Origin of the sequence: Paenibacillus phyllosphaerae (assembly GCF_014192105.1) — a bacterium.
GTDB classification, from domain to species: Bacteria; Bacillota; Bacilli; order Paenibacillales; family Paenibacillaceae; genus Paenibacillus_Z; species Paenibacillus_Z phyllosphaerae.
Genome location: NZ_JACHXK010000018.1, coordinates 88,966 through 112,573 on the forward strand (window position 1 = coordinate 88,966; position 23,608 = coordinate 112,573).

Consider the following 23,608-nt stretch of genomic DNA (forward strand, 5'->3'; position numbering starts at 1 on the left):
TAACCGCATCGGCAATGGTTAGTCGCAACCTGCCAACCATGTCGTTATCAATTGGTGGATGCGCTTGTATACCCAAATCGAAAGCAGAAGGGGAGGGGATGTCCTTGAAGTCCGAAACGATAATGTGGTACGATGCGCCCGCCCAAATCTGGGATGAAGCACTGCCGGTAGGGAACGGATCGCTTGGCGGCATGGTCTACGGAACGGTCGATCAAGAGCAAATCCAATTCAACGAAGATTCCATCTGGTCAGGCGGACCAAGGAATCGGAACAATCCCGACACGCTGGACCATTTGCCGCTGCTCCGCAAGCTCCTCTTTGACGGGAAGCTGAAAGAAGCGCATCAGTTGGCCGAGGCTGCATGTTCAGGAACGCCGCGCAGTCAGCGTCATTACTTGACGGCTGGAGAGCTGATGCTGGAATTCACGCATCCCGCAGGTATGCTTCGCGACTATCGCCGGGAATTGGATCTCGACCGGGCGGTTGCGGTCACGACGTATGCCTATGGAGAGGTGAACTTCCGCCGGGAAGTGTTCTGCAGCTTTCCGCATCAGGTGATGGTCATCCGGCTCGAAGCCGACCAGCCGGGAGCGCTGAACTTCAGGGCGAGATTCGAACGGAAGAAAGGAAGGCATATGGATACCTCTTACCGTTACGGGACGGATACGGTCGTCATGACCAACCCGTGCGGAGGCATAGACACCGGCAGCTATACCGCTGCAGTCAAGGCGATTCCAACCGGGGGAAAGGTTCGGGTCATCGGCGAACATCTCATGGTCGAACAAGCGGATCGCGTCACGCTCATCCTTGCCGTTACCACCGCTTTTCGCCAAACGAATCCGGAACAGCGTTGCTATGACTTGCTGAATCAAGCGGCGCAGCAGTCGTATGCTGCTTTGCGCGACCAACATGTCGAGGATTACCAGCAATTGTTCCGGCGCGTAAGATTCGAACTCGCTGAGCCAAACGGCGGTGAACATGAATTATGGCCCGTGTCCCAACGATTGGAGAACGTCAAGCAAGGTGCCGATGATGCCGGGTTATACACGTTATATTTTCACTTCGGCAGATACCTGCTCATTGCATGCAGCCGTCCCGGTGCCTTGCCGGCTAACTTGCAGGGGATATGGAACGACTCCATGACGCCGCCGTGGGACAGCAAGTACACGATCAATATCAATACGCAGATGAATTATTGGCCTGCGGAATCCTGTAACCTGCCGGAGTGTCATGAACCGCTCTTCGATCTGATCGAACGCATGCGGGAGAACGGCAGGGTCACGGCGCAGTCGATGTACGGCTGCAGGGGCTTTGTCGCCCATCATAATACGGACATATGGGCCGATACAGCGCCACAAGATATCTATCCGCCCGCGACGATGTGGGTGATGGGCGGCGCATGGCTCACGCTGCATCTGTGGGAGCATTACAAATTCAATCCGGATGAACGGAACTTGAAGCGAGCCTATGAGACGTTGAAAGATTCGGCGCTGTTCTTTATCGATTTCCTCGTGGAGAGTCCGGAAGGTTATTTGGTCACGAGCCCATCCGTATCGCCCGAGAATCGGTATCGGCTGCCGAACGGCGAAGCCGGTACGTTATGCTACGGGCCAGCGATGGATACGCAAATCGTGACGGAGCTTCTGGAAGCCTGCATCGAAGCCAGCGAACGGTTGAATGCCGACGAGGACCTGCGCGAGCAATGGACGGCGGTTAAGAACCGACTGCCCGCCATGAAGCTCGGCCGGCACGGTCAGCTGCAAGAATGGTTGGCGGATTACGACGAGATGGATCCGGGCCATCGCCACATCTCCCACTTGTTCGGGCTGCATCCGGGATCGACGATCAGCCCGGGCTTGACGCCGGAGCTGGCTGAGGGAGCCCGAATAACGTTGAATCGCCGTTTGGAGAATGGAGGAGGCCATACCGGATGGAGCCGCGCTTGGATCATTAATTTCTGGGCACGGTTGCTGGACGGCGAACAGGCCTATGCGCATACGAAGGAATTGCTGCGCAAATCCACCTTGCCGAATTTGTTCGATAATCATCCGCCTTTCCAAATCGACGGCAACTTCGGAGCAATCGCGGGGATCGTCGAGATGCTCCTGCAAAGTCATCTGGGGTACGTCCATCTGCTGCCGGCCGTGCCGGGAATATGGACGTCGGGCAGCGTAACCGGACTGCGCGCAAGAGGAGGATTCGTCATTGATCTCAACTGGGCGGAGCGCAAGCTTCAGCATGCAGCCATACGGTCTGAGTACGGCGTGACCTTCCGTATGTTCACCGAGAATAGGGTTAAGGTTACCGGATCTGACGGAAAGCAGGTCCAGGTGAATCAAAATGGACCGTACGTCGAATTCCCTACTCGCAAAGGCGAAGTGTACACGATCGTTCAGGCATAAAGCTCGCAATTGATTTTCGTTCCATAAATTCTGCACATAAGTAATGGGCATTGAAGCAGTTGAAGCACGGATGGTATAGTCGTTTTGCTTACGCACGAGCCTAAGGGGAGGTGAAATCAATCATGCCGGAATTGGACCTGTCTATGAATGAAAACAAAGGCGGGAAGCGAGCGTCAACCTCGCTCCCTCCGTACTTGGCGATGCTGCGCAAGGATTTCCGGAAGAATAAATATTTGTATTTCATCGGTCTATTCGGCGTCGCGTATTACTTCATCTTCAGCTACATTCCGATGTACGGAATTATTATCGCGTTTAAGGATTATTCCCCGGTTAAAGGGATCATGGGCAGTCCGTGGGTCGGTTTTCAGCATTTTACGGAGTTTTTCCAAAGTTTCTACTTTTGGAGATTGCTGAGGAATACGCTGCTCATCAATCTATATGAGCTGCTCTTTGCCTTCCCCGCTCCGATCATCTTGGCGCTGTTGCTCAACGAGGTCAAACACGCTTTTTTCAAACGTTCCGTGCAAACGGTTACATATCTGCCTCATTTCGTCTCGATCGTTGTCATCTGCGGAATGATCGTGGATTTCTCCCGCAAGGGGGGCTTGTTCAACTTGATCTTGGGCTGGTTCGGCCTCGAAGCGCAGAACCTGCTCCTCGATCCTTCGCTCTTCCGGACCATCTTCATCGGCTCGGGCATCTGGCAAGGGATCGGCTGGGGCTCGATCATTTATTTGGCGGCGCTAACGTCCATCGATTCGCAGTTATACGACGCGGCGAAGATCGATGGGGCGAACCGCTGGAAGCAGATGCTTCACGTTACGTTACCGGGCATTATGCCGACGATCATCATTTTGTTGATTCTGCGCATTGGCGGTATGATGGACGTGGGATTCGAAAAAATCATCCTGCTGTATAATTCCCAAACTTACGAGACGGCGGACGTCATATCGAGCTTTGTCTATCGCCGGGGATTGTTGGAAGCGGATTACAGCTACAGCACGGCCGTCAGTCTGTTCAACTCGGTCGTGAACTTCATGCTTCTGATTCTGGCGAACCGAATAAGCAGGAAGGTCAACGAAACGAGTCTATGGTAAGTCAGGAGGGAGAACATGATCAGACGCAGTATAGGCGATAAAATATTCGACTTATGCAACATCGTATTCCTGTGCGGGTTGATGCTCGTTACGCTGTATCCCTTCCTCTACGTTGTGTTCGCGTCGCTAAGCGTTCCGTCCGAGCTGGTCAAGCATAGCGGGATACTGTGGCGTCCGCAGGGCTTCTTTATCGATGCGTATAAGCTGGTGCTCAAGAATCCGATGATCATCAGCGGTTATAAGAACACGATCTTCTATGTCGTGGTCGGGACGCTGCTGAATGTACTGTTCACCGCATTGTTCGCGTTCGTCTTGTCCCGAAGGGATTTGTACTGGAAAAAATATATGATGATGATGGTTGTCGTCACGATGTTCTTCAGCGGAGGTCTTATTCCCGGCTATATCCTGATCAAGAACCTCGGCATGCTGGATACGCGATGGGCGCTCATCGTACCCGGGTTAATCGCAACCTGGAACCTCATCATCATGCGGACCTCTTTCCAATCCATCCCGTACGAGCTGGAGGAGGCCGCCAAGATCGACGGCGCTTCCGATCTGAGGGTGTTCGCCCAGATTATTCTTCCCCTGTCGGTCCCGCTACTTGCCGTCATGGTGCTGTTCTATGGGGTAGGGCACTGGAATGCATGGACCGGCGCGCTCATTTATTTGCGAGACCGGGAGCTCTTCCCGCTGCAGCTCGTGCTGCGCGAGATTCTCATCGAGAACAGCACGACGGATACGACGAACCTGTCCACGAGCACGGGGGATCCGTTCCTTGGCGAAGTCGTCAAGTATGCCACGATCATCGTGGCTACCGTTCCGATTTTGATTTTATATCCGTTTATTCAAAAGTATTTTGCGAAAGGCGTCATGGTCGGGGCGCTTAAAGGGTAACGGAAAGATCATTTTGATAGGGGGAATATGCCATGCGAATTCAAGAATATGGTAAAATATCCGTAGCTGTCCTTATGGCCGCGTCTCTGATCGCCGGATGCAGCAACTCGTCCGATCCGGCGTCCAACGAAGCAAGCGAGAGCAATGGCGGACAGAAGACCGTAAGCTTCCTCTGGAACGGCAAATTCAGCAGCAAGATTCCGGAGCTTTCCGGGTACGGAGATGTCGAAGCCTACAAGGAAATTCAGAAACGAACGCAAACGACCATTGATTTTCAAGATAATGATACGAGCAATCTCTCGCAGTTCAATATTATGCTGGCTTCCGGCACCTACCCCGACATCATCTACGTTCCTGGCGGTTATCCGGGCGGCGTGGCCAAACTGGTGGAGGATGGCGTTGCCATTCGGCTGAATGAGCTCATTGATCAATACGCTCCGAATTATAAGAAGCTGCTCGATGAACATCCGGAGATCAAGAAACAGGTGATGCTGGATGACGGCACCATCGCCAAATTCCCGCAGGTGAATCTGGATCTTCGGCGCAACGCCTGGAGCGGATTAATGATCCGTCAGGATTGGCTGGATCAGGTCGGACTGCCGATGCCATCGACGATCGATGAATGGTACGCGGCTTTGAAAGCGTTTAAGGATAATGATATGAACGGAAACGGCGATAAAGAGGACGAGATCCCGCTTGGCGATCAAAATGGGATGGGAAGTGTAAGCGCATTCAGCACGGCTTACGGCCTGCTTACCACGTTCCAGATTCATCCGCAGACAGGGAAAGTGACCTACGGCCCGTATGATCCCGCCTTCAAAGATTACCTTGCGACGATGCGCAAATGGTACGAAGAAGGGCTCATCGACAGCGAATTCGCGGCCACGGACAAGAAAGGGTTCGAAGCCAAATTCTCCAACAACGTCGTCGGCGCGTATGGAGGAACGATTACCGGAATCAATACGTACAAGAATCAGCTGCAAGGCACCTTGCCGGCATTCAAGCTGGTCGGCACCGCTCCGCCAATCGGACCGGCTGGCAAAGACTACAGCTCGGCGGGACAGCTCGCCCAGTATGTTCCGCTTGAAGGAGCCGTCGTCAGCTCGCAAGCGAAGGATTTGGAGACGGTCATCAAGCTGCTCGACTTCATGATCGGCCCGGAAGGAAGCGATCTTCAGAATTGGGGGATCGAAGGGAAGAGCTACGTCGTGGAGAACGGCAAGAAGAAATTTTCCGATGCCGTCATGAACGATCCAACCTACGAGTCCAGAGTAGCGGTCTCGCGGTATGCCTATCCGACTTCCGGCATGGTGAAGGTGATGAGCTACGATGCCTGGGCTGCCTTCGAATTACAGTACCCCGAAGCAGGCGAAGCCAATGAGCGTTGGTTCAATGCGGACAAGAGCCTGCTGCTTCCGCCGCTCCTGTTCAAAGGAGAGGAGAGTCAAGAAATCAGCAACATCATGAGCGAAGCGGATACCTATATGAAGGAAATGGTCTTGAAATTCATTATGGGCAATGAACCTCTGGACAAATTCGACGCCTATCTGGGAACGTTGAAGAAGATGAATATCGAAAGGGCGATCGCGATTCACCAAGCCGCGTATGACCGTTATCAAAGCAGATAGACCATTAAAGCAGGTTGGACAACGATTAATTCGTTGCCAGCCTGCACCTATTTTCAGGTTGCCAAGGGGGGAGAACATGCGGGCCAATGAATACCGGTTCTTCATTAAGTATTTAGCCTCGTATCTGGTCATATTGCTCATCCCGATCACCGTATTAACGCTCGTCGTCAACAATGTGTTCGTCAATAAACTGCAGGATGAAGTGATCTCCGGCAATCTGAACAGCCTCGACAAAGTGCGCTACCTGATGGATGACCAGTTAAAGTGGATCGATGACATGACCCATCAACTCTTGACGGAAGATAATAGTCTGACGCAATATCGGATATCGGATCATTGGGGCTATAAAGCGTGGGGGATTACCCGCGAACTCAAACGCTTTCAACGATTGAGCCCGTTTATCCACGAGATATGGCTGTACTATAAAGATGAAAATGCTGTCTTTACCAGCAACGGCATCTACAGCATTCCCGTTCTGGCGAAGCAAATCTATACATTCGACGACCTGTCGGAAACCCAGCTCGTCGCCCATCTGCAAGATCTTCAGTCTCCTGCCGTTCTGCCTACGAAAAAGGACGAAATCTCCGGGGACAACTATGTACGGATGTTCGTCCCGCTGTTCCCGACCAAGAATCAGTCAGAAGGGACGCTCGTATATCTGATCGAGGAAGAAGCCGTCCATCGCTTGATGTCCGCTTATCATACCGCGGCAGGATCCGCATGGATGTTCGACCAGACCAATCAGCTCGTAACCGGAATGACGTCCGCGAACGGCCCGTCGGAGGAATCCGTCGCACGCCTGATAACCCAGTCGCCTTTGGAAGATTATCAGCAAGTCATGATGGACGGCAGCCAGTACTATATGTTCTCGATGCAATCCGAACAGTCCGGCTGGAAATACGTAACGCTGCTCCCCGTCAATGAGGTGATGGCGAGGGTCTCGCAAGCGCAAGAATGGTATATTTATGGCGTGATCGCTCTAGCGCTGCTGGGAGGCGCGGCGATCTACATCGGGATGCGCATGAACTATAAGCCGATCTATCAGCTGCGGCGGGATAGTATTCAGGTCTTGGCCAATCGGGCGAGGAATCGCAACGAACTGGATACCGTACGCGATGCGCTCAACCATCTGGCTCATCATAATAAAGAACTGGATGAAAGGGTGAAGAACAGAGCGCTTGCCGCTAGAAGCCATCTGTTTCTTTCCTTGCTGAAGGGAGAGTACGAAGAGACGGAGGATATGCTCGAATACGGTCAAGAGATCGGATTCCCGATCGCGCTTGCGAATCATAAGGTGCGAATAATGATCGTCCAGCTTCCCGCTCATTCCGATACGAAGCGTGCGCCAAGCATTGAAGCGATGTGCCGGTTATTCCCGGATACCTGTTCGGTGTTCGGGATCGAACATATGGAGCCCGGCAAGTACGTGGTCATGATGGCAAGAGTGGAGGGGGGAGATTCCGAGACGGAAGTATGCCTGCAGGCTTTCCGCGATACGTTAAGCCAAACATTGCAAGCACCGGTAACGGTTGGCGTCGGATCCGAGGTGGTTATATCGGATATTCCGAAGTCTTACTTGGAGGCGCAGACCGCAATCGGCTATCGTTTCGTTCAAGGCGTGAACAGGGTGATCGATTACGAGCGGATTCCGCTCCATTCTTGTCCGCAGGTGGAATATCCTCATTCCGAGATGGCAGGTCTGCAAAGCGCCATTCGAGAAGGCGATACGAATAAAATTCAAGGCCATCTAGCATTGATCGTCACCTTTATCAAGGAGATTCAGCCTCCTCTTATTGTGGCCAGAGGCTTGTGCTTCGAGATGATCCGATTGATTAATGGCGTGTGGAGAGAGCTGGGACTTCAGGAGGAACACGGTCCGGAGCGTTACCCGAACATCTTCGCTTTGGAGCGGTTGGAGACGATCGACGAGTTCGAGAACCTCATTCATACGATTAGCTCCGACCTGTGCAGCGCCTTCGAGAACCAGCAGGTTCTAGGTACGAAGGAAGCTGCGCTAGACGCGCGCTCGATCGAATCCATCATGGACTATATTCAAGCGCATGCCGATCGCTGCGAATTCACCCTGCAGGGGATGGCGGAGCACTTCGGCGTTGCGCTTCCCAACCTGGGTCAATTTTTCAAAGACCGGACAGGACAGACGCTATTGGAATATACGACCAGCCTTCGGATGGAAAAAGCCAAAGTGCTGTTGACCTCGACCTCGCTGCAATTGAAAGCCGTTGCCGAGGAAGTCGGATACAACAATGTGTCCAGCTTCATACGCCGGTTCAAGCAGCTAACCGGCGTCACGCCAGGGGAATACCGTTCCATTCGACTGGAGAGCGATTCATCGCTTTCGAACGAGGGGGATATCATGCAACTGTAAATGTTTGTTCTAATACCGAAAAACCAGCGCGCTTAAAATTAGTGCGGCTGGTTTTTTATGTTTTTTCTGCGCCGCCGGTATTAAACGAACAACAAAAACTGGAACTTTTTGGTTTTCAAAATCGTCTTTAGACTAAGTAGTGAAAGGAGAATCGAGATGAGGCTGTTTGAACTGTTGTTTTTATTGTCCAACATCAGTTTGCTTGCATTAATGGTCCTATTAAAAAAAGGACGGCGTAGAATTCCAGTATTCGTCGGAAGCGGGATCGCCACGCTTTTACTGCTCATGCATTGGACTACGGAAGGATACAGACTTCAACTAATTTTCCTCTACTGCATAACGATCGTTTTTTTAGCCCTATCAGGTTATAGCTATTTCACAAAAAACGGCCCTAAAAAAGTCCCTCGATTCATAATGGGTACAGCTTATTCCGCCATAGCAATTATGCTGGTGTTCACAGCGAGTCTCATGTATGCTTTCCCGGTATTCCAACTACCTGAACCGACAGGCGAATTTAAGGTAGGAACGCAAACGTTTCATTTGGTGGATACCGATAGGGAAGAGATTTTCAACGAAGCCAATGATGGCAAGAGAGAATTAATGGTTCAGGTATGGTATCCGGCTCAAGCTGGCACCGGCAGATACGCTCCCTTTGTTCCCGATACCCCAATTTTGCAATACATGGCCGCGGATTATGGCCTTCCCGGGTTTACTTTTCAACACATGAAGTACGTATCCAGTCATGCATATACGGGGGCCGAAGTCTCTTCGGAACAGACAACTTATCCACTGATCCTTGCGAATCCCGGCAATGGCTCTTCCAGGTTCCTCCACACGTCGCAAGCCGAGAATCTCGCGAGTCATGGCTATATCGTGGCGGTGATCGACCACACCTACAATACATTTGCAACCGAGTTTCCGGACGGACGAATCACGACCAGCACAACCAACGACTTATTCTCACCCGACCAAGATTACCGGACAAGTAGAGGAAATCGTGACAAGTTGGGAAAAGTTCTAACCGACGATGTGGCGTTTACGCTGGACCAATTCGAGCTTATCCAATCGGGGCAGCTTCCAAGTCGTCTCAAGGGGAAGATTGATCTCAATCATGTCGGGGTGTTCGGTCATTCCATCGGCGGGGCGACGGCCTATGACGCTTCTTACGATTCTCGAATCGCGGCTGGCATCGACTTGGATGGAGGACTGTATCGTCTGCGTGACAGAGATAATCTGCGAAAACCGTTTTTGTTCATCAACTCGGAAAGCTACTTCGATAACTTGAAAAGGGTATCGGATAACCGGGTCTACACGGATGCAGAGCTTAACCGTATGGGCTCAACAAGAGAGTGGGAGGATCAAGTAACCGAAGATAAAAAGTTGGAGCTTAAACGGATGCGTGAAACGGTCGACGTAGGGGGAGAAGTCCTCTATATCGATGATACGGAACATTTCAATTTTGCCGACGTACAGTTCATTTCTCCGATTTTCAACATGCTGGGCATTACGGGAAAGATTGCGCCTGAGAGAGCGAACTCCGTGATCAATGCCTATATGCTGGATTTCTTCGATATGTATCTGAAAAATCAAGACGGAATCTTAATGAAAGGGCCGGATAATCGATTTCCGGAGGTTAAATTCGCTTTTCAAAAACAGCAAAACAAAAAGACGCCGTAAAAAAGGCGTCTTTTGTCTTCTTATTTTACAGATTCATTAACCCACTCAATAAAGTTATCCGTATTGTTACCGGTGCGTTCAGCCGTCGTATGGCCTTGTCCCCATACGGTTTCGAAGTCGACGTCCTTCACGTCGCTATCGCTCTTCAAGGCGAGTGCCAGATTCGTCTCAACCGTAAGCGCAGTATCTCCTTGTTCGATTCCCGTGCGAATACGCCAGTGAGTGGCTACCGTGGAGCTTTGATAGCCTTCGTAATAATCGTCAAGGAAGTACATCGGATTGTACATATTCTGGCGGTACTCAGAGCTGTTCCCCAGCTTGTCGATCGCTTCGAGGTCTTTGGAGTAAGCTGTCACGAGAGAAGAGTTCCAGTCAGAGAAGGCCGCGTATTTCTCTTGATTAGCCTCGAGAAGTTCGGCCAATACAGCGTCAAAGTGGAGAGCGTCACTCTCGTCGTTACCGAACACCATGTTCTCTGCTTGGCCACGTTCCAAATCATCGAATGCGGCTACGTTCTTGGAAGCATTCTTCAGATGCTGTGCGAATGCGGCAATGCTGGTGATCTTGGCTGTATGGGTTGCAGCATCGTAAGTTACCCATTCCGTATCCGAATTTAGAGAATGAATATAATCCGTCGCCGTATTGTATGTGGTAGATTCCCCGGATTCAGCTTGACCGCCGCCCTCAGGGAAACCGCCTTCCGGCATGTCTCCTTCTGGCATACCGCCTTCTGGCATACCGCCTTCAGGCATTTCGCCGCCTGGAGCACCGCCGCCCGCGAATCCGCCATCTCCCATGAAGCCTCCGGAAGACTTGGTGTAAGGGAAGGCCGTATCGCTTAAGAAGTTGTTAAGCGAACTCTCAATGACAGAGAGAAGGTAATCATAATAGCTTCCGGCCGAATAAATGCCATCTGTCGTTTGTTCCAAAGTAAGAACATTGCCATTCTCATCCTTAAGTCCAAGTTCGTTCAAATAAGAAGCGAATGCTCCAGCCAAATCATCCGATAACGCAGAAGTCCACGTGCTGTCTGCTCGCGTTCCCGCAGTCACATATTGTCCCATATTCCATTCGTAAGCTTCATCCGCATAGTCAAGGCTCGTGATCGGGCACCACGCCATAACGCCGTTAATGGCATCGCTGATATAATTGCCGTTCGCATCGTACATGGCCGCGCCGATTGATTTCAGATAATCATAATAAAGGCTGCTGTCTCCGCTGGCTCCCATTACGCTGCTCTGGGCGCCGCCGCCGCTATGTCCGAATACGAAGATGGAGTCCGTATTGCCAGGCAGAGAAGCTTCATTAAACCGAAGATAACGGACTGCCGCTTTCAAATCGGTCACGCCCCAAGGCGCGCCGCCGCTGTAAGTCAGATTTCCGCTGTCGTCATAGCCGTTGTTACGGCCGCGCATCCCGGAATACACGTAGATGAATCCGGCATCCATATAGCTGGAAAGTCCATTGTAGCTATATTCGGTAGCAGCCTTCTGAGCCGAATATCCGGCTGTATTCACGGGGAACACGATAGGCGCCGTATTCGCCGTATAACCATTGATTGTCGCGCTCTCGTTAATCGAGCATGTATACGTTCCGTCACCGTTCGCCGTGGCATTCATATAAGCGCCGGGAACATAAATCGCCATTGTTTCATAATCCTTCGTCTCCGTCGCGGAACCATAGGAAATGCCGATCTGCCAGTACACGTCGTTCTCGGCATCGTATTTCCAAGCCTTATCGTTAAACGTCAAACTTGAATTATCTTGCGTATATTCGCCGATCAGATCCGCTTTCGAATTGTCCTTGCTTACGGCTGTTGTTACTGCAGTATTCGAAGTCGAACCGGAATTCGAGGAATTAGAATCGCAGGCTGTAAGCCCTGCGGTTAAGGTGACTGCAATCAAACAAGGGATCGCTTTTTGTCTCATGCTCATGGGTTTTTCTCCTTTGTTGTGCGGGATAGATAGGATTGTAGCAGAACAATGTGGCGCAAATAGGGCGGAATAAAGAATGGTTGATTATGGTACGATAGGGGGAAAATCAAGTTGTGCGAAGGAAGGATTACGATGTCCAAACGGATTCATATTCTGATCTGCGACGATAACCAGGCCGTACATGACACGATCGGCACCTACTTGAAGGCGGACGGCATGTCGTATACTTCGGCATACTCCGGCAAAGAGGCGCTGACGCTCGCCCGCGAGGAAAAACCAGACCTCATTGTATTGGACATCATGATGCCGGAGTTATTCGGAACAGAGGTATGCAAAGAGATCAGGAAGGAAAGCCAGGTGCCGATTATTCTGCTGACGGCCAAGGGGGAAGAGCATGATCGGATCGACGGTCTTGTGATCGGAGCGGATGATTATATCGTTAAGCCTTTTTCTCCGCGGGAGGTCGTCGTTCGGATCAAGACGATTCTGCGCAGAGTTGCTCCGAAGGAGGCGGCAACGTCTCCCCAAGCCGTCTATGAGAGAGGTCAATTGCGTATTAATCGTGATGGGTATGAGTTATACGTGGATAGGCAGTTGGTGACGGCAACGCCAAAGGAGATCGAGATTCTGTACCTGCTCGCAACCAACGCCGGAAAAGTGCTGAGTCGGGAACAGATTCTGTCTTCCGTATGGGGCTTCGATTATCTCGGCGACACGCGTGCCGTTGATACCCATATCAAGCGGCTAAGGAGCAAGCTGCCCGTTGATCCCATCGGCTGGAGTCTCAAATCGATCTATGGCGTTGGCTATAAATTCGAGGTGCACGAATGAAACGATCGCTTCTGCGAAAGCTTTTTCTACATATATCGCTTGTACTGATCTTGGCGTTCATCATCTGCACAGGGGTCGGAAAATATGCGCTTCAATCTTACTTTCTCCATAACAAACTGAGCGAGCTGCAGCCACAAATGGAATCGATTGCGGAGACGATCGGGGCCACGGGTCAGGCCTCCACGCATCTGCTGAAGGAAGGCTTCATCATCAAGGCATATGACTTGAATGCCCGCGAGATAGAGGTATTCGGCAGATCGACTCCGTCGGAAAACGATTTGCCGGCCGGTTTGCCGCGAATCGAGAATGATATCCGCACAGCTGTTGAGCCCTATGTCAGCGAAATTATTGGCGGAGGGCAAGTGGCGACGATTACGAAGTTGAACGGGATGGACGATCAATCGATTCTTGTCGGGCAGCCGATATGGCAGGACGGAAAGCTGATCGGCGGACTTTTCCTCATCAAGCCGGTGTCGGAGCTGACCAGTGCGATGTGGGGCTTTATGGTCACTTTCATGCTGGCTGCGTTGCTTGTCCTCGTCTTGACCTTGTACATTTTGTACCGGGTCATTAAGCCAATGATTCTGCCGATCAAATTAATGACAGCCTCCTCTGAGGCTATGGCCAAAGGGAATTATGACGAGCGGGTTCCGGATAACGGATACGGAGAGCTAGGGGAGCTTGCTTCTTCATTCAACATTTTGGCTTCACGGCTTGAGCAGAATCGCAATGCGGCCGTTAAGCTGGAGCAGGCAAGACGAGACTATGTGGCGAACGTAACGCATGAGCTGCGAACGCCGCTCGCTTCCATTCGGGCGATGAGCGAGACTTTAGGCGACCGGATGCTTCACGATGAACAAGAGAAGGAGCGCTATTATCATTCCATTCAGCTAGAATCACGCCGTTTGCAGCGTCTGATTGACGATATGCTCGAGCTGTCCCGCCTTCAGTCAGGCTCGGCCGCTATTGAGAAGTCCGCAACAAGTGCTAGACCGATTATCGAAAGTATACATAGCCGGTTCTCGATACTTGCGGAGGACCTGGATATAAAGCTGTGTATAACGGATGAGGCATGGAACATGCCTGATTGCTATGGCCACGCGGACCGCATTGAACAAGTACTCACGATTCTGCTTGATAATGCGCTGAAATATACGGCGTCCGAAGGTACAGTCACGTTAGACGCGAGTTGGAATCAAGAGGTTATTACCGTCTCGGTATGCGATACCGGGCAAGGCATTCGCGAAGAGGAACTGCCTTTCGTCTTCGACCGGTTCTATAAGTCGGACAAATCTCACGCGGGGCAAGGTACAGGCCTCGGATTATCTCTGGCCAAGGAAATTCTTACGCTACTAAACGAAACGATCGATGTACAATCGAGCGAACAGGGGACCTGCTTCCTCTTTACGTTGCATCGTCATTAAACCGGATCCGCTAATGAAGCGGGTCTTTTTATTTGGACGCAGCATTTGATCATGCATCTACTTTCATACAATATACTTGTTTCCACTCTTACAAAGGCCATTATACCCGGCCGCGGCGCGCTTCACTGCCTATCTTCGACTTGTGCGTTCTATCACTCGTAATTTTCGTCCGGCCTAGCATCTCTAGTTATGCATACGATTTCTTCTACCTTATATGTACTTTGCTACTTCTCGATATATCCTTCTTTCTCTCATTCCTTCTCTATGATTTTCACCTTCCTGCTTACTTAACTTCTTTTGATTTCCCCCCATTGATATACGGTTTTCGCGCAGCGCGTGGCGGCCCCCCCGGTGGTCGATCGTGTAATTTGGTCCGGATAAAACAGTAGAAGAGCAAATTTTCGACTAAATAAAGAAAACACCAAAAAATAAACACGGATATCGTAGAAGAGACGATGATAAATTTCTAGATTCGGATCTAAATACAGATGACGTAGAAAACATGGTATCAATGGGATTAATACATAAGAAGCGAAGAATGGTGAAAAGAGGATAACGATTAAAGGTGGAAACAAGTATATTGATAGAACTGGTTGTTGTGGTATAATCTGGACATGGGAATGTATGTTTGGTTCCCCCTCCCTATCGAAAGGGGAGTGCAATCGCGATCGTAACTTCCTGCTAATGAGCTTGTTTGGCGTCATCTGCTTACAATGACCAGAAGAACGGAGCTGATTGGAATGCCTCGTAATGAAAATCCCATTGAGAAAAACGAAACACTTGGCCATGTCGTTAAGGTGCAACAGGTTATCGATTTTATCGTGCTTTCCTACCTGATGGATGGAAGACGGTATCACAGTGAGATGGAACAATACATCACCAAGACATTAGATGGTGTTGGTGTGAACGATGCTTATTTCAGTCAACGTCTTCGAGCGCTTGCGGAAAGCGGTCATGTACAACGGGAATGGGAAACGGACAATCGCTATAATCGCTTTTACGAGATTACGGATTCCGGCGTAGAGTACTTCAAGATGCTCTTAAAGGATCTTCCAGATCGGGTGAAGCTTGCTCAGCGCGTATATGGTCTCTTCGATAGTTACATTGCAAAATTCAACAAGGTCAATCTGAAATAGGGAGGGAGAGATGTATGGAGGAGCTGAATTATAAGGAGGTTATGGAGAAGATTAAGGCCCGCTTCCCCCAAGGAACGGTCAAGAAGCGGGAAGATAACGGCAGGGCCTACATCCCGAATCAAGCCTATACCGATCGTGTAGAGCAAGCGACCGGCAGCCGTTGGAATCTGGAAATACGAGAGGTAGAAATCAATATCCCTCACGGTTATGTAAAGGTAGTCGCCCGCGTAACCATCGGCGCTTACTTCCGAGACGGCATTGGCTTTGCCGAGATCGTAGACGGTAAGCATGTGACCAACAAGGTCGACCAGGCGACCAATGAAGCGATTCGCGAAGCGCTCGACACGTGGGAGATGGGCTGGCGCGATCTTGCACCTCATTATCAAGCGGAGAAGGATTGGGGGAGCAACCCGGCACTCCGACATTTACTAGATGCTCCTCCGCCAGAGTCGAGCGCGGCAAGCAGTAGTCAACCGAATGCAAAGCTGGAACGCTATTGCATCAAATGCGGGGCTCATCTCACGTATGCGGAGTGGGATATCCTTGGACATATCCATAACTTGAATCGGCACAAGATGACGTATTGCTACGATCATCTCCCCGAGCACATGAAGCGTAAGCTGCCAGAAGACGTGCGAACGAAGTTTGAGACCAGCTGACGGATACAAGTGATTAAATGCTAAAAAGCCGCTCAGATGCGGCTTTTTTAATCATGTGCGCATGGCCAAGATGACAACACGTCAGCAATCCGCGGTCAGTCACCAATTCCGCTGGATTAAGGTGTTAATCAATGCATGCAGCTCACCGTCATGGTATGGCGTATCTTGTTTTTCGCCTTTGAGCTCTATTTTTGTAATGTCAAGCTTATAAGGATTTCCGCCTTCCACCGAGCGGAAGATCAATTCACGCTCGTTTTCCAGTTCGACCTTATAGCCGGATTCTTCAAATGCCTCAATAAAATCCGAGATCTCAGGGTGCCTGTTGTCTGGAACCATTACGATCGTACGGTATTCCTTCGCGACTCCGCCTTTAATGAGTTTAAAGTGAAATAAACACTCTCGCATAACGATTCTCCTTATTCGCAAGTAACATGAACTGCGTGGAGGCCGTTCCTCCATGGCTTTATTATATACGCGGGTTCTTCAATAAGGTGTGATGTCAATCACACTTAACGGCCCCTCGACAAAACTAGCATCTTGTTTGTGGGAATTCCATTGACAAGCACAATATACAGTTGTAAAGTTTAATGATTGTTCTATATCTTGTGTTATTGTCCGGCAATTTTTTTTCAAAATATAGGAATCTATAAGGTTGACAGTTATAAATCATCCTCTATTGGAGGCCATTACAATGCAATTTTCCAACTATCTTGGGAAACTTCAGGAAGGAAGATGGGATATGGTTGTTATTGACGCGGTAGTAGGCGCAGGGAAGAGTACGCTGATGGATATTCTGGTCAAAGAGAGAGGGCTTACGCCTTTTGATGAACCCGTTGTAGATAACCCGCTTTTGGACAAGTTCTACTATGACCGTGAGCGATATAGCTTCAGCCTTCAGATTTTTTTCTTGAATCAGCGGTTCCGCCATATTAAAGAAGCTTCGCGAGTCGAGAATGCAGCCTTGGATCGTTCCATCTATGGAGATTTGATCTTTGCTCGCATGCTTCATGACAATGGGGAGATGACGACCGAAGAGTTTAACCTGTACATTGACTTGTTCGAAAATATGATTGAACATTGCAAAGCCCCAAAACTGATGGTCTACCTGGAATTGTCGGTAGACGGCGCAATTCAACGCATTCAAAAACGCGGACGAGAGTATGAGCAGATCGTGGAACGCGGCTATTGGGAAAAGCTGAATAAGTATTATACCGAGTATTTTGCGCAATACAACTCATCCCCTATTCTCAAAATTAACGTCGATGGCATTGACTTTGAAAATAATGAAGAAGATCGCAACTATGTGCTTTCCTTGATTGACGCAAAGCTTGCTGAACTGAATTAAATGTCTGATGACCAAATAATATCTACTTAAAAGCCGCGTAATAGCGGCTTTTTTTGTTGGAAATGCAGATACTAGCCGATGTGATTGGCGGAGCGGGCAATATGAAAGAGATGAGGTTATAATAAACAGAGCGTGATTAAAACAAGAAACACAATAAAGGATACCCATTATGCCGATTAATTCATTCGACAATTACCCTATGACCTGGAAGCCGATAATTGATAAATCCCAAAAACCGATTTATAAAGTACTCGCACGGCAATTACAGCAAGATATTCTAACCGGCGTTCTAGTGCCGGGAACCAGACTCCCCTCGCAGCGCGAGTTGGCAGATTTCTTGGACTTGAATTTAAGCACGATCTCCAAAGCGTTCAAGATGTGCGAATTAAAAGGTTTGTTAAGCGCGGCAGTCGGCAGCGGAACATTCGTTTCGTATGATGCGTTATCGAATGCCTATTTACTTGAAGATACGAAGCCTCAGCATCTGATCGAGATGGGAGCCACGCTGCCAGACCAAGATTCCTACGAGCCGCTGCTTCTCCAACTGAGAAGTATGCTGCATGAGCCGGATTATGAAAAATGGTTCGGTTATGGCCGTTCAGGCGATACCCACTGGAAAAAGGACGCAGCGATGAAGCTCCTCCGACGGTGTAGCCTTGAAACGACGGTCGATCGTATTTTATTGGCTAATGGAGGTCAAAATGCGATTGCGGCTACTCTTGCGGGTCTATGTAAGCCGGGAGATCGCATAGGTGCGGATCCTCATACTTACCCGGGCTTAAAAACAGCGGCAGCGATGCTCAGTATTCAGATCGTACCGATCAAATCCGAGAACGATGTCATGAGCCCAGCTGCCTTCGAATATGCATGCAGGAATGACAATATTAAAGGTATCTACTTGATACCGGATTATCATAATCCGACAGCCAGCACGATGTCCGTGGAGACTCGCAAACGAATGGCAGACGTTGCCCGAACCTATAATCAGTTCATTATCGAAGATGCGGCGTACAGCCTCATGTGCGAACGGCCGCTTCCGGCGGTCGGCTCGTTCGCACCGGAACAAACGATCTACATCGCAAGTTTGTCCAAATCGATTGCACCGGGATTGCGACTCGCATACGTGGCTGTGCCTAGTATCTATAAGGAGCCTATTGTCAAGGCTCTCTACAATCTCAACGTATCCGTATCGCCGTTATTCGCCGAACTTGCAGCGCGTACGATTGTATCGAATCAATTCGAGAGCTTAATAGAGGGACATCGGGAGCAAGCGATTCGTAGAAACCAGATCGTAAACCGGCATCTGGCAGGCTATACGTGTCTTGGCGTCGATACCGGCATCTTCCGCTGGCTGTTGCTGCCGGGTGACATCACGGGTGCGGAGTTCGAGAAGTTGGCCGCGCAGCAGGGCGTACAAGTGTATGCGGCGGATCGATTTGTCGTGGGTAATAGTGCTCCAGAGCGGGCTGTCAGAATTGCCGTCTGTGCGCCGGAAGCCGCGGAAGAGCTGGAGGAAGGATTATCGATTCTTCAACGATTGCTTCGTGAACAATATTCATCTTAATATTGTTTGCCATACAATTATAATATTGTATGGCTTTTTTGTGCCGTGTTATGATGGCACATACCAGATGATAGAGCAACTGATGGGTTACAGCGTAAGGGGAGAGATACATGTCGAACGATAAGGCATTCGTCAAAGAAGCAGTAGAAGGCACGGGAGAATCACTGAGATCATACGTAGATTCTCCTGAGAAACAGCGTCAGCTGTATAGAAGAACGATGATAATCGTGATTGCTTCGCAAATGTTTGGCGGTGCGGGATTGGCTGCTGGAATTACGGTAGGGGCGCTGTTGGCGCAAGATATGCTCGGTACAGACAGTTACGCTGGCGTTCCGACCGCCCTGTTTACGTTAGGTTCCGCTGCGGCCGCACTCATCGTCGGTCGTCTATCGCAACGATCGGGACGTCGTGTGGGACTTGCTGCGGGTTTTTTAGCCGGCGGAATCGGTGCTCTAGGCGTCGTCCTGGCAGCTGTCTTCAATAGTATCGCGCTGCTCTTCGTATCCCTGCTGGTCTATGGAGCAGGAACGGCTACCAACTTGCAGGCGAGATATGCCGGCACGGATCTGGCCCTTCCAACGCAGCGGGCCAAATCGATTAGTACCGCCATGGTCTTCACGACTTTTGGCGCGGTTGCCGGACCGAATCTCGTCAATGTTACAGGTGGAATAGCGACTTCACTCGGTGCTCCCGCCTTATCTGGACCATTCATGCTGGCGGCTTCTGCTTATCTAGTGGCAGGAATCGTATTGCTCATCTTCCTGCGGCCAGATCCATTACTCGTGGCCAAAGCGATTGCAGACGCACAGCGTGCACAAGAAGGCCCGAGCAACCAAATGCAATCGCAAACTTCGGAAGCGAGTGTGAATAGACGGGGGATCATCGTCGGCGCGTCGGTGATGGTGTTAACCCAGATTGTGATGATCGGCATTATGACCATGACACCGGTTCACATGAAACATCACGGTCATGGACTTGGTCAAGTTGGCATGGTGATCGGGATTCATGTTGCCGCGATGTATCTGCCTTCTCTGCTGACCGGTATTCTCGTCGATAAATATGGCCGGAAACCGATGTCCTATGCGTCCGGGGTGACCTTGCTCTTGGCCGGATTACTCGCAGCATTCGCACCGGGTGACTCCATGGTGCTACTGATTCTTGCGCTCGCGCTGCTTGGTCTAGGGTGGAATTTCGGACTTATCAGCGGGACGGCAGCAATTGTCGATGCCACGACGCCAGCGACTCGCGCCAAAACGCAAGGAACGGTGGACGTACTGATCGCGCTCGCGGGGGCATCCGGAGGTGCTTTGTCCGGCATGGTAGTGGCACATTCCAGCTATTCGACACTCTCGCTGGCAGGAGGATTCCTTGCCTTGCTTCTTATTCCGGTTGTCCTTTGGTCCAGGAGAAAGGTATGACGAAGAGCTTAGAGATCTGATTACGCATCAGGTCTCTTTGGCATTTCGGCTTACCATCAACGAAACGAGTCGTGACAACGGGGGTGACCTGGGATGGTTCGGTATTCCCGGCCACGAGGTCATTGGTATAGTTGATGAGTTCGGCCAAGGCTTGACGAAAAAGACTGCCGAGATTTTTCTCGACAGTCTACAGCAACAAAACGTGAGGGAAACTAGTGCCCGGCTAGCATGCTCTCCTCCGCCGTCACTTCGCTAGATCCGCCCTTCTGCACAGCTGGTTTGACGCGGCGGATGAACAGACTGAGCACGAAACCGACGATTGCGAAGCCCGATGTCAGCAGGAAGGTATCGCCGAACGCACCGATGGCAGCTTCAAGCGGATTCGGCCCTTTGTAGTCCGCCATGACAGCAGCGCTGTGCGTGGACAGATAGCCGGTCAGCCCAGCGACCGCAAAGGAGACGATAACCTGTTGGGCCGAGTTGGTGAGTGGCGTTACGCGGCCGACCAGATCCTTGGGCGCAGTATTAAGAATATAGGTATTCATCGTCATCATCGAGAGCCCCATCCCGCAGCCGAGCAGGAATAGGTTCAGCATTATGACGAATAACGGACGGTCGAGCGTAATCTGTGACATGATGAGCAGCGCCGCGGAGATGAACAGCGTGCCGGTGATTACGATCGGGCGTGCACCGATGCGGTCAAAGAGACGTCCGCCAATCGGCATGCAGAGCATGGATCCAAGTGCTCGGGCCGATGCTCTTCCGCAAGCGCGACATGCTACTTAACTTCAATCGCGGGGTACTGCAGCGCCGCTATGGTGAGGCGCTTGAACCACCCATCTGGGATGCGGTCATGATCCTAAACGCGACAAGAAGCTGTTGATCAAAATGCAGAAGGCCGACACCGACCCGATCGGCTTTGGACTCCGTTACCGGGCAACCAGACATGATCCGAAGGGGGAGTGGGCAGCATGGCAGAAACTATATCCCGAAATTCAATTTAGCGTAAAAGTTGATATTAAGATCCGCGGAACGGGTCTCATACGGTAAATTGCCTAGTGTTTGAAGTGAAGCGGTTAATCTCTCCCCCAAACTGTTAAAAAACCGGCTTGTCAACATCTTGTAGAGTGACTTGCCGGCATTTGAGCATAACTAGCGGGTTATTAATTGGATGGTAACTGTATGATAGGAAGACGAATATCCACAGTTGTTCCCTCTCCCAGCGTACTATCGAAGGTGATCGACCCTTTATGGTTAGCAATTATTTGCTTGCTGACCATGAGACCAAGTCCGGTTCCGTTTTCTTTGTTCGTAAAAAAAGGATCGCCGAGCTGGGTTATAGATTCCTGCGGAATTCCGCAGCCTTGATCGCTGAAGCGAATGAGGAGGCAGGATGAATCTGCACGCAGCTCAATGCATACGTTACCGCCGCATGGCATCGCCTCCATTGCATTTTTGAGAATATTGATAAAGACTTGCTTCAACTGATTGCTCTCCCCGTATACGGAAGGTATTGCGACCGGGGGGGCAATAGAGATTTGAATATTCTGCATTATGGCCTGCGGCTGCAGCAGCACGTCGATCTCGGCTAGAATTGCCTGGATGTTTACCATTCGGAAATCGGTGGCCTGTGGTTTGGCCAAAACGAGAAATTCACTGACGATCAAGTTTATCCGATCCAACTCGGCAAGCATTAGACTCAGATTGGGATCAGAAATGATAATGCCACGTTGCTGAAGCTGAATAAAGCCCTTTAGCGTCGTTAATGGATTGCGGATCTCATAGGCCACGCCTGCGGCCAACTGACCGATGACTGAAAGTTTCTCGGATTGCAGCAACGCTTCCTCGGATTTTTTACGGGCGCTAATGTTCCGCGTGATCGAAGCGGTGGCAACGACCTCATCCTTGTCGTCGAGGATTGGGGTGGTTGTAATACTGACGTCGACGAGGGTGCCGCTCTTCGTATATCTGACCGTCTCGTAATCCGGAACGGATTCATTTCGACGGACCGCCCTAAGAATGTTCTCGTATTCCTCTCTCAACGAATCGGGTATGTTATTGAGAGGCTTACCCAAAATTTCAGCCGCTCTCCAACCATATAGTTCTTCGAAAGCATGATTAATTCGCAGTACGTTTCCGTGCTGATCCGTCACATGGATTGCATCTAGCGTATGGTTAACGAATGAATCTAAATAATTACGGATACTTCGCACTTCTTCCGATGCGACCTTCAGTTTGAAGCGATAGCTGTTGAATTGGCGGAGAACAATCAATAAAATTGAAGAGGCGAATCCCCACATCACAATGCTTACCCGCTCCTGCTGAAGAAGCAAGATGATCAACATCATCACGATCATCGTGTAGGGTAAGGCCATACGTACCGCTTCGTTACGATTATTGCAAATCTGAGGTGTGCCATTCTTGGATTCCGGAATGCGGCTCACGTAGCCCCCGAGCGAAATGAGTAAGAGGGACAGCGTGTATAGAGGATCGATTACCGCGTAAACCCACTCGTTTGAATTCGCGAAGGGAGAGTAATACACCGAGTCTGCCGCGATTTGAAGCGCCATGCCGAAAATGATATAAAGCAAAGACTGCTTGCCGTGGATACGATCCAGCACCCAATACAAGGCGAGCGCACCGAAAAGTAGGACTAGATCACTTGTAATGTAAATAAGAGAGATAAGGACCGATGGTGTGAAAGTATTGCCGTCCTGCAGGAAAATCGGCTTGACAATGAATTCCCTACTTAAACTAATGGCCACAGTCATCATAATCGCGATATCGAATAAGGGAGCTAATCGGAATTCGAATCTACGCGTGACAATTTTATATCCAATCGCAAGAATATAGGCTAACGTGCTCAATAGGTAAAGAACATCAGGCAAGCCGGGTGAAGGGACTTTGCTTACTAGCGCCACCTGAATCAAAAACCACGTCGCATCCCCGCCAAAATAGCAGCATGAGCCGAAAGCTACGAGAAGCCAGAAGCGCCTATCGGGCTGAGCCAAATTCCGACTTCCCACGACTAGCCAGACGGCTGCCGTTAACGAACCCATGGTCGAGAACGCATTGCATCCTATCGACCATATGCGCGAAGTCGGATCGAATGAGAAATTCCACACATAAAACGCTATCATATACAAGGCAATTGCAGTTGAATATGTACGTGCATCTAGCTTGAGAGGTAACTGCATGTTTCGCCTTCTTTCG

At 50.3% G+C, this 23,608-nt stretch carries 18 protein-coding genes; 14 read left to right on the forward strand and 4 right to left on the reverse strand.

The features are described from left to right. Positions 1-98: 98 nt before the first annotated feature. The 6 genes from FHS18_RS26765 (at position 99) to FHS18_RS26790 (ending at position 10,084) form a co-directional block, all read left to right on the forward strand. Complete coding sequence (locus FHS18_RS26765; protein ID WP_183603450.1) at positions 99-2,402, forward strand: glycoside hydrolase family 95 protein; 2,304 nt, start codon at positions 99-101, stop codon at positions 2,400-2,402. Positions 2,403-2,545: 143 nt separating this feature from the next. Continuing rightward, complete coding sequence (locus FHS18_RS26770; protein ID WP_183603503.1) at positions 2,546-3,499, forward strand: ABC transporter permease; 954 nt, start codon at positions 2,546-2,548, stop codon at positions 3,497-3,499. Between the two features lie 15 nt (positions 3,500-3,514). Further along, a complete protein-coding gene (locus FHS18_RS26775; protein ID WP_183603451.1) occupies positions 3,515-4,393 on the forward strand; it encodes a carbohydrate ABC transporter permease in 879 nt (292 codons plus the stop codon). A gap of 32 nt (positions 4,394-4,425) precedes the next feature. Continuing rightward, positions 4,426-6,021: a type 2 periplasmic-binding domain-containing protein gene (locus tag FHS18_RS26780; protein ID WP_246427929.1), complete on the forward strand. Its 1,596-nt coding sequence runs from the start codon at positions 4,426-4,428 to the stop codon at positions 6,019-6,021. A 76-nt stretch (positions 6,022-6,097) separates the two neighbouring features. Next, positions 6,098-8,407 carry a helix-turn-helix domain-containing protein gene (locus FHS18_RS26785; RefSeq protein WP_183603452.1) on the forward strand — a complete coding sequence of 770 codons (2,310 nt, stop codon included), beginning with the start codon at positions 6,098-6,100 and terminating at the stop codon, positions 8,405-8,407. A gap of 156 nt (positions 8,408-8,563) precedes the next feature. Continuing rightward, a complete protein-coding gene (locus tag FHS18_RS26790) occupies positions 8,564-10,084 on the forward strand; it encodes an alpha/beta hydrolase family protein (RefSeq protein WP_183603453.1) in 1,521 nt (506 codons plus the stop codon). A 20-nt stretch (positions 10,085-10,104) separates the two neighbouring features. On the opposite strand, the gene FHS18_RS26795 is transcribed toward FHS18_RS26790, so the two are convergent. Next, entirely contained in the window at positions 10,105-12,018 is a 1,914-nt protein-coding gene (locus FHS18_RS26795) for a subtype A tannase (protein ID WP_183603454.1), read from the reverse strand. 132 nt (positions 12,019-12,150) lie between these two features. Between FHS18_RS26795 and FHS18_RS26800 the strand changes: the two genes are divergently transcribed. The 4 genes from FHS18_RS26800 (at position 12,151) to FHS18_RS26815 (ending at position 16,068) form a co-directional block, all read left to right on the forward strand. Then, positions 12,151-12,849 (forward strand): response regulator transcription factor, encoded by a 699-nt coding sequence (locus FHS18_RS26800; RefSeq protein WP_183603455.1) that lies wholly within the window; start codon positions 12,151-12,153, stop codon positions 12,847-12,849. Next, positions 12,846-14,273 carry a HAMP domain-containing sensor histidine kinase gene (locus FHS18_RS26805; protein ID WP_183603456.1) on the forward strand — a complete coding sequence of 476 codons (1,428 nt, stop codon included), beginning with the start codon at positions 12,846-12,848 and terminating at the stop codon, positions 14,271-14,273. Before FHS18_RS26800 ends, FHS18_RS26805 begins: the two co-directional genes overlap by 4 nt. A 740-nt stretch (positions 14,274-15,013) precedes the next feature. Beyond that, complete coding sequence (locus tag FHS18_RS26810; protein WP_183603457.1) at positions 15,014-15,409, forward strand: helix-turn-helix transcriptional regulator; 396 nt, start codon at positions 15,014-15,016, stop codon at positions 15,407-15,409. 14 nt (positions 15,410-15,423) lie between these two features. Then, positions 15,424-16,068, forward strand: coding sequence for a hypothetical protein (locus FHS18_RS26815; RefSeq protein ID WP_183603458.1), 645 nt, complete (start codon positions 15,424-15,426; stop codon positions 16,066-16,068). Between the two features lie 99 nt (positions 16,069-16,167). Here the strand turns inward: FHS18_RS26815 and FHS18_RS26820 are convergent, their stop codons facing one another. Continuing rightward, positions 16,168-16,473: a hypothetical protein gene (locus tag FHS18_RS26820; protein WP_183603459.1), complete on the reverse strand. Its 306-nt coding sequence runs from the start codon at positions 16,471-16,473 to the stop codon at positions 16,168-16,170. Between the two features lie 286 nt (positions 16,474-16,759). Here FHS18_RS26820 and FHS18_RS26825 point away from each other — a divergent pair, with 286 nt between their 5' ends. From FHS18_RS26825 to FHS18_RS26835, 3 genes are all read left to right on the forward strand, one after another. Further along, positions 16,760-17,413, forward strand: coding sequence for a deoxynucleoside kinase (locus FHS18_RS26825; protein ID WP_221401473.1), 654 nt, complete (start codon positions 16,760-16,762; stop codon positions 17,411-17,413). A gap of 169 nt (positions 17,414-17,582) precedes the next feature. Further along, positions 17,583-18,977: an aminotransferase-like domain-containing protein gene (locus FHS18_RS26830; protein ID WP_183603460.1), complete on the forward strand. Its 1,395-nt coding sequence runs from the start codon at positions 17,583-17,585 to the stop codon at positions 18,975-18,977. Between the two features lie 110 nt (positions 18,978-19,087). Then, a complete protein-coding gene (locus FHS18_RS26835) occupies positions 19,088-20,395 on the forward strand; it encodes an MFS transporter (protein ID WP_183603461.1) in 1,308 nt (435 codons plus the stop codon). 212 nt (positions 20,396-20,607) lie between these two features. On the opposite strand, the gene FHS18_RS26840 is transcribed toward FHS18_RS26835, so the two are convergent. Next, positions 20,608-21,120 (reverse strand): MFS transporter, encoded by a 513-nt coding sequence (locus tag FHS18_RS26840; RefSeq protein WP_183603462.1) that lies wholly within the window; start codon positions 21,118-21,120, stop codon positions 20,608-20,610. A gap of 154 nt (positions 21,121-21,274) precedes the next feature. Between FHS18_RS26840 and FHS18_RS35455 the strand changes: the two genes are divergently transcribed. Further along, entirely contained in the window at positions 21,275-21,445 is a 171-nt protein-coding gene (locus FHS18_RS35455) for a Ger(x)C family spore germination C-terminal domain-containing protein (protein ID WP_354471573.1), read from the forward strand. A gap of 113 nt (positions 21,446-21,558) precedes the next feature. On the opposite strand, the gene FHS18_RS26850 is transcribed toward FHS18_RS35455, so the two are convergent. Further along, positions 21,559-23,592, reverse strand: coding sequence for a DUF4084 domain-containing protein (locus FHS18_RS26850; RefSeq protein ID WP_183603464.1), 2,034 nt, complete (start codon positions 23,590-23,592; stop codon positions 21,559-21,561). Between the last annotated feature and the right edge of the window lie 16 nt (positions 23,593-23,608).

Excerpts from the sequence above, each read along its gene's own strand:
- FHS18_RS26790 (WP_183603453.1), top strand. The coding sequence starts at position 8,564 with ATGAGGCTGTTTGAACTGTTGTTTTTATTGTCCAACATCAGTTTGCTT.
- FHS18_RS26785 (WP_183603452.1), top strand. The coding sequence starts at position 6,098 with ATGCGGGCCAATGAATACCGGTTCTTCATTAAGTATTTAGCCTCGTAT.
- FHS18_RS26775 (WP_183603451.1), top strand. The coding sequence starts at position 3,515 with ATGATCAGACGCAGTATAGGCGATAAAATATTCGACTTATGCAACATC.
- FHS18_RS26850 (WP_183603464.1), bottom strand. The coding sequence starts at position 23,592 with ATGCAGTTACCTCTCAAGCTAGATGCACGTACATATTCAACTGCAATT.
- FHS18_RS26805 (WP_183603456.1), top strand. The coding sequence starts at position 12,846 with ATGAAACGATCGCTTCTGCGAAAGCTTTTTCTACATATATCGCTTGTA.
- FHS18_RS26765 (WP_183603450.1), top strand. The coding sequence starts at position 99 with ATGTCCTTGAAGTCCGAAACGATAATGTGGTACGATGCGCCCGCCCAA.
- FHS18_RS26835 (WP_183603461.1), top strand. The coding sequence starts at position 19,088 with ATGTCGAACGATAAGGCATTCGTCAAAGAAGCAGTAGAAGGCACGGGA.
- FHS18_RS26810 (WP_183603457.1), top strand. The coding sequence starts at position 15,014 with ATGCCTCGTAATGAAAATCCCATTGAGAAAAACGAAACACTTGGCCAT.
- FHS18_RS26815 (WP_183603458.1), top strand. The coding sequence starts at position 15,424 with ATGGAGGAGCTGAATTATAAGGAGGTTATGGAGAAGATTAAGGCCCGC.
- FHS18_RS26780 (WP_246427929.1), top strand. The coding sequence starts at position 4,426 with ATGCGAATTCAAGAATATGGTAAAATATCCGTAGCTGTCCTTATGGCC.
- FHS18_RS26795 (WP_183603454.1), bottom strand. The coding sequence starts at position 12,018 with ATGAGCATGAGACAAAAAGCGATCCCTTGTTTGATTGCAGTCACCTTA.
- FHS18_RS26800 (WP_183603455.1), top strand. The coding sequence starts at position 12,151 with ATGTCCAAACGGATTCATATTCTGATCTGCGACGATAACCAGGCCGTA.
- FHS18_RS26830 (WP_183603460.1), top strand. The coding sequence starts at position 17,583 with ATGCCGATTAATTCATTCGACAATTACCCTATGACCTGGAAGCCGATA.
- FHS18_RS26820 (WP_183603459.1), bottom strand. The coding sequence starts at position 16,473 with ATGCGAGAGTGTTTATTTCACTTTAAACTCATTAAAGGCGGAGTCGCG.
- FHS18_RS26840 (WP_183603462.1), bottom strand. The coding sequence starts at position 21,120 with ATGCCGATTGGCGGACGTCTCTTTGACCGCATCGGTGCACGCCCGATC.
- FHS18_RS26770 (WP_183603503.1), top strand. The coding sequence starts at position 2,546 with ATGAATGAAAACAAAGGCGGGAAGCGAGCGTCAACCTCGCTCCCTCCG.
- FHS18_RS26825 (WP_221401473.1), top strand. The coding sequence starts at position 16,760 with ATGCAATTTTCCAACTATCTTGGGAAACTTCAGGAAGGAAGATGGGAT.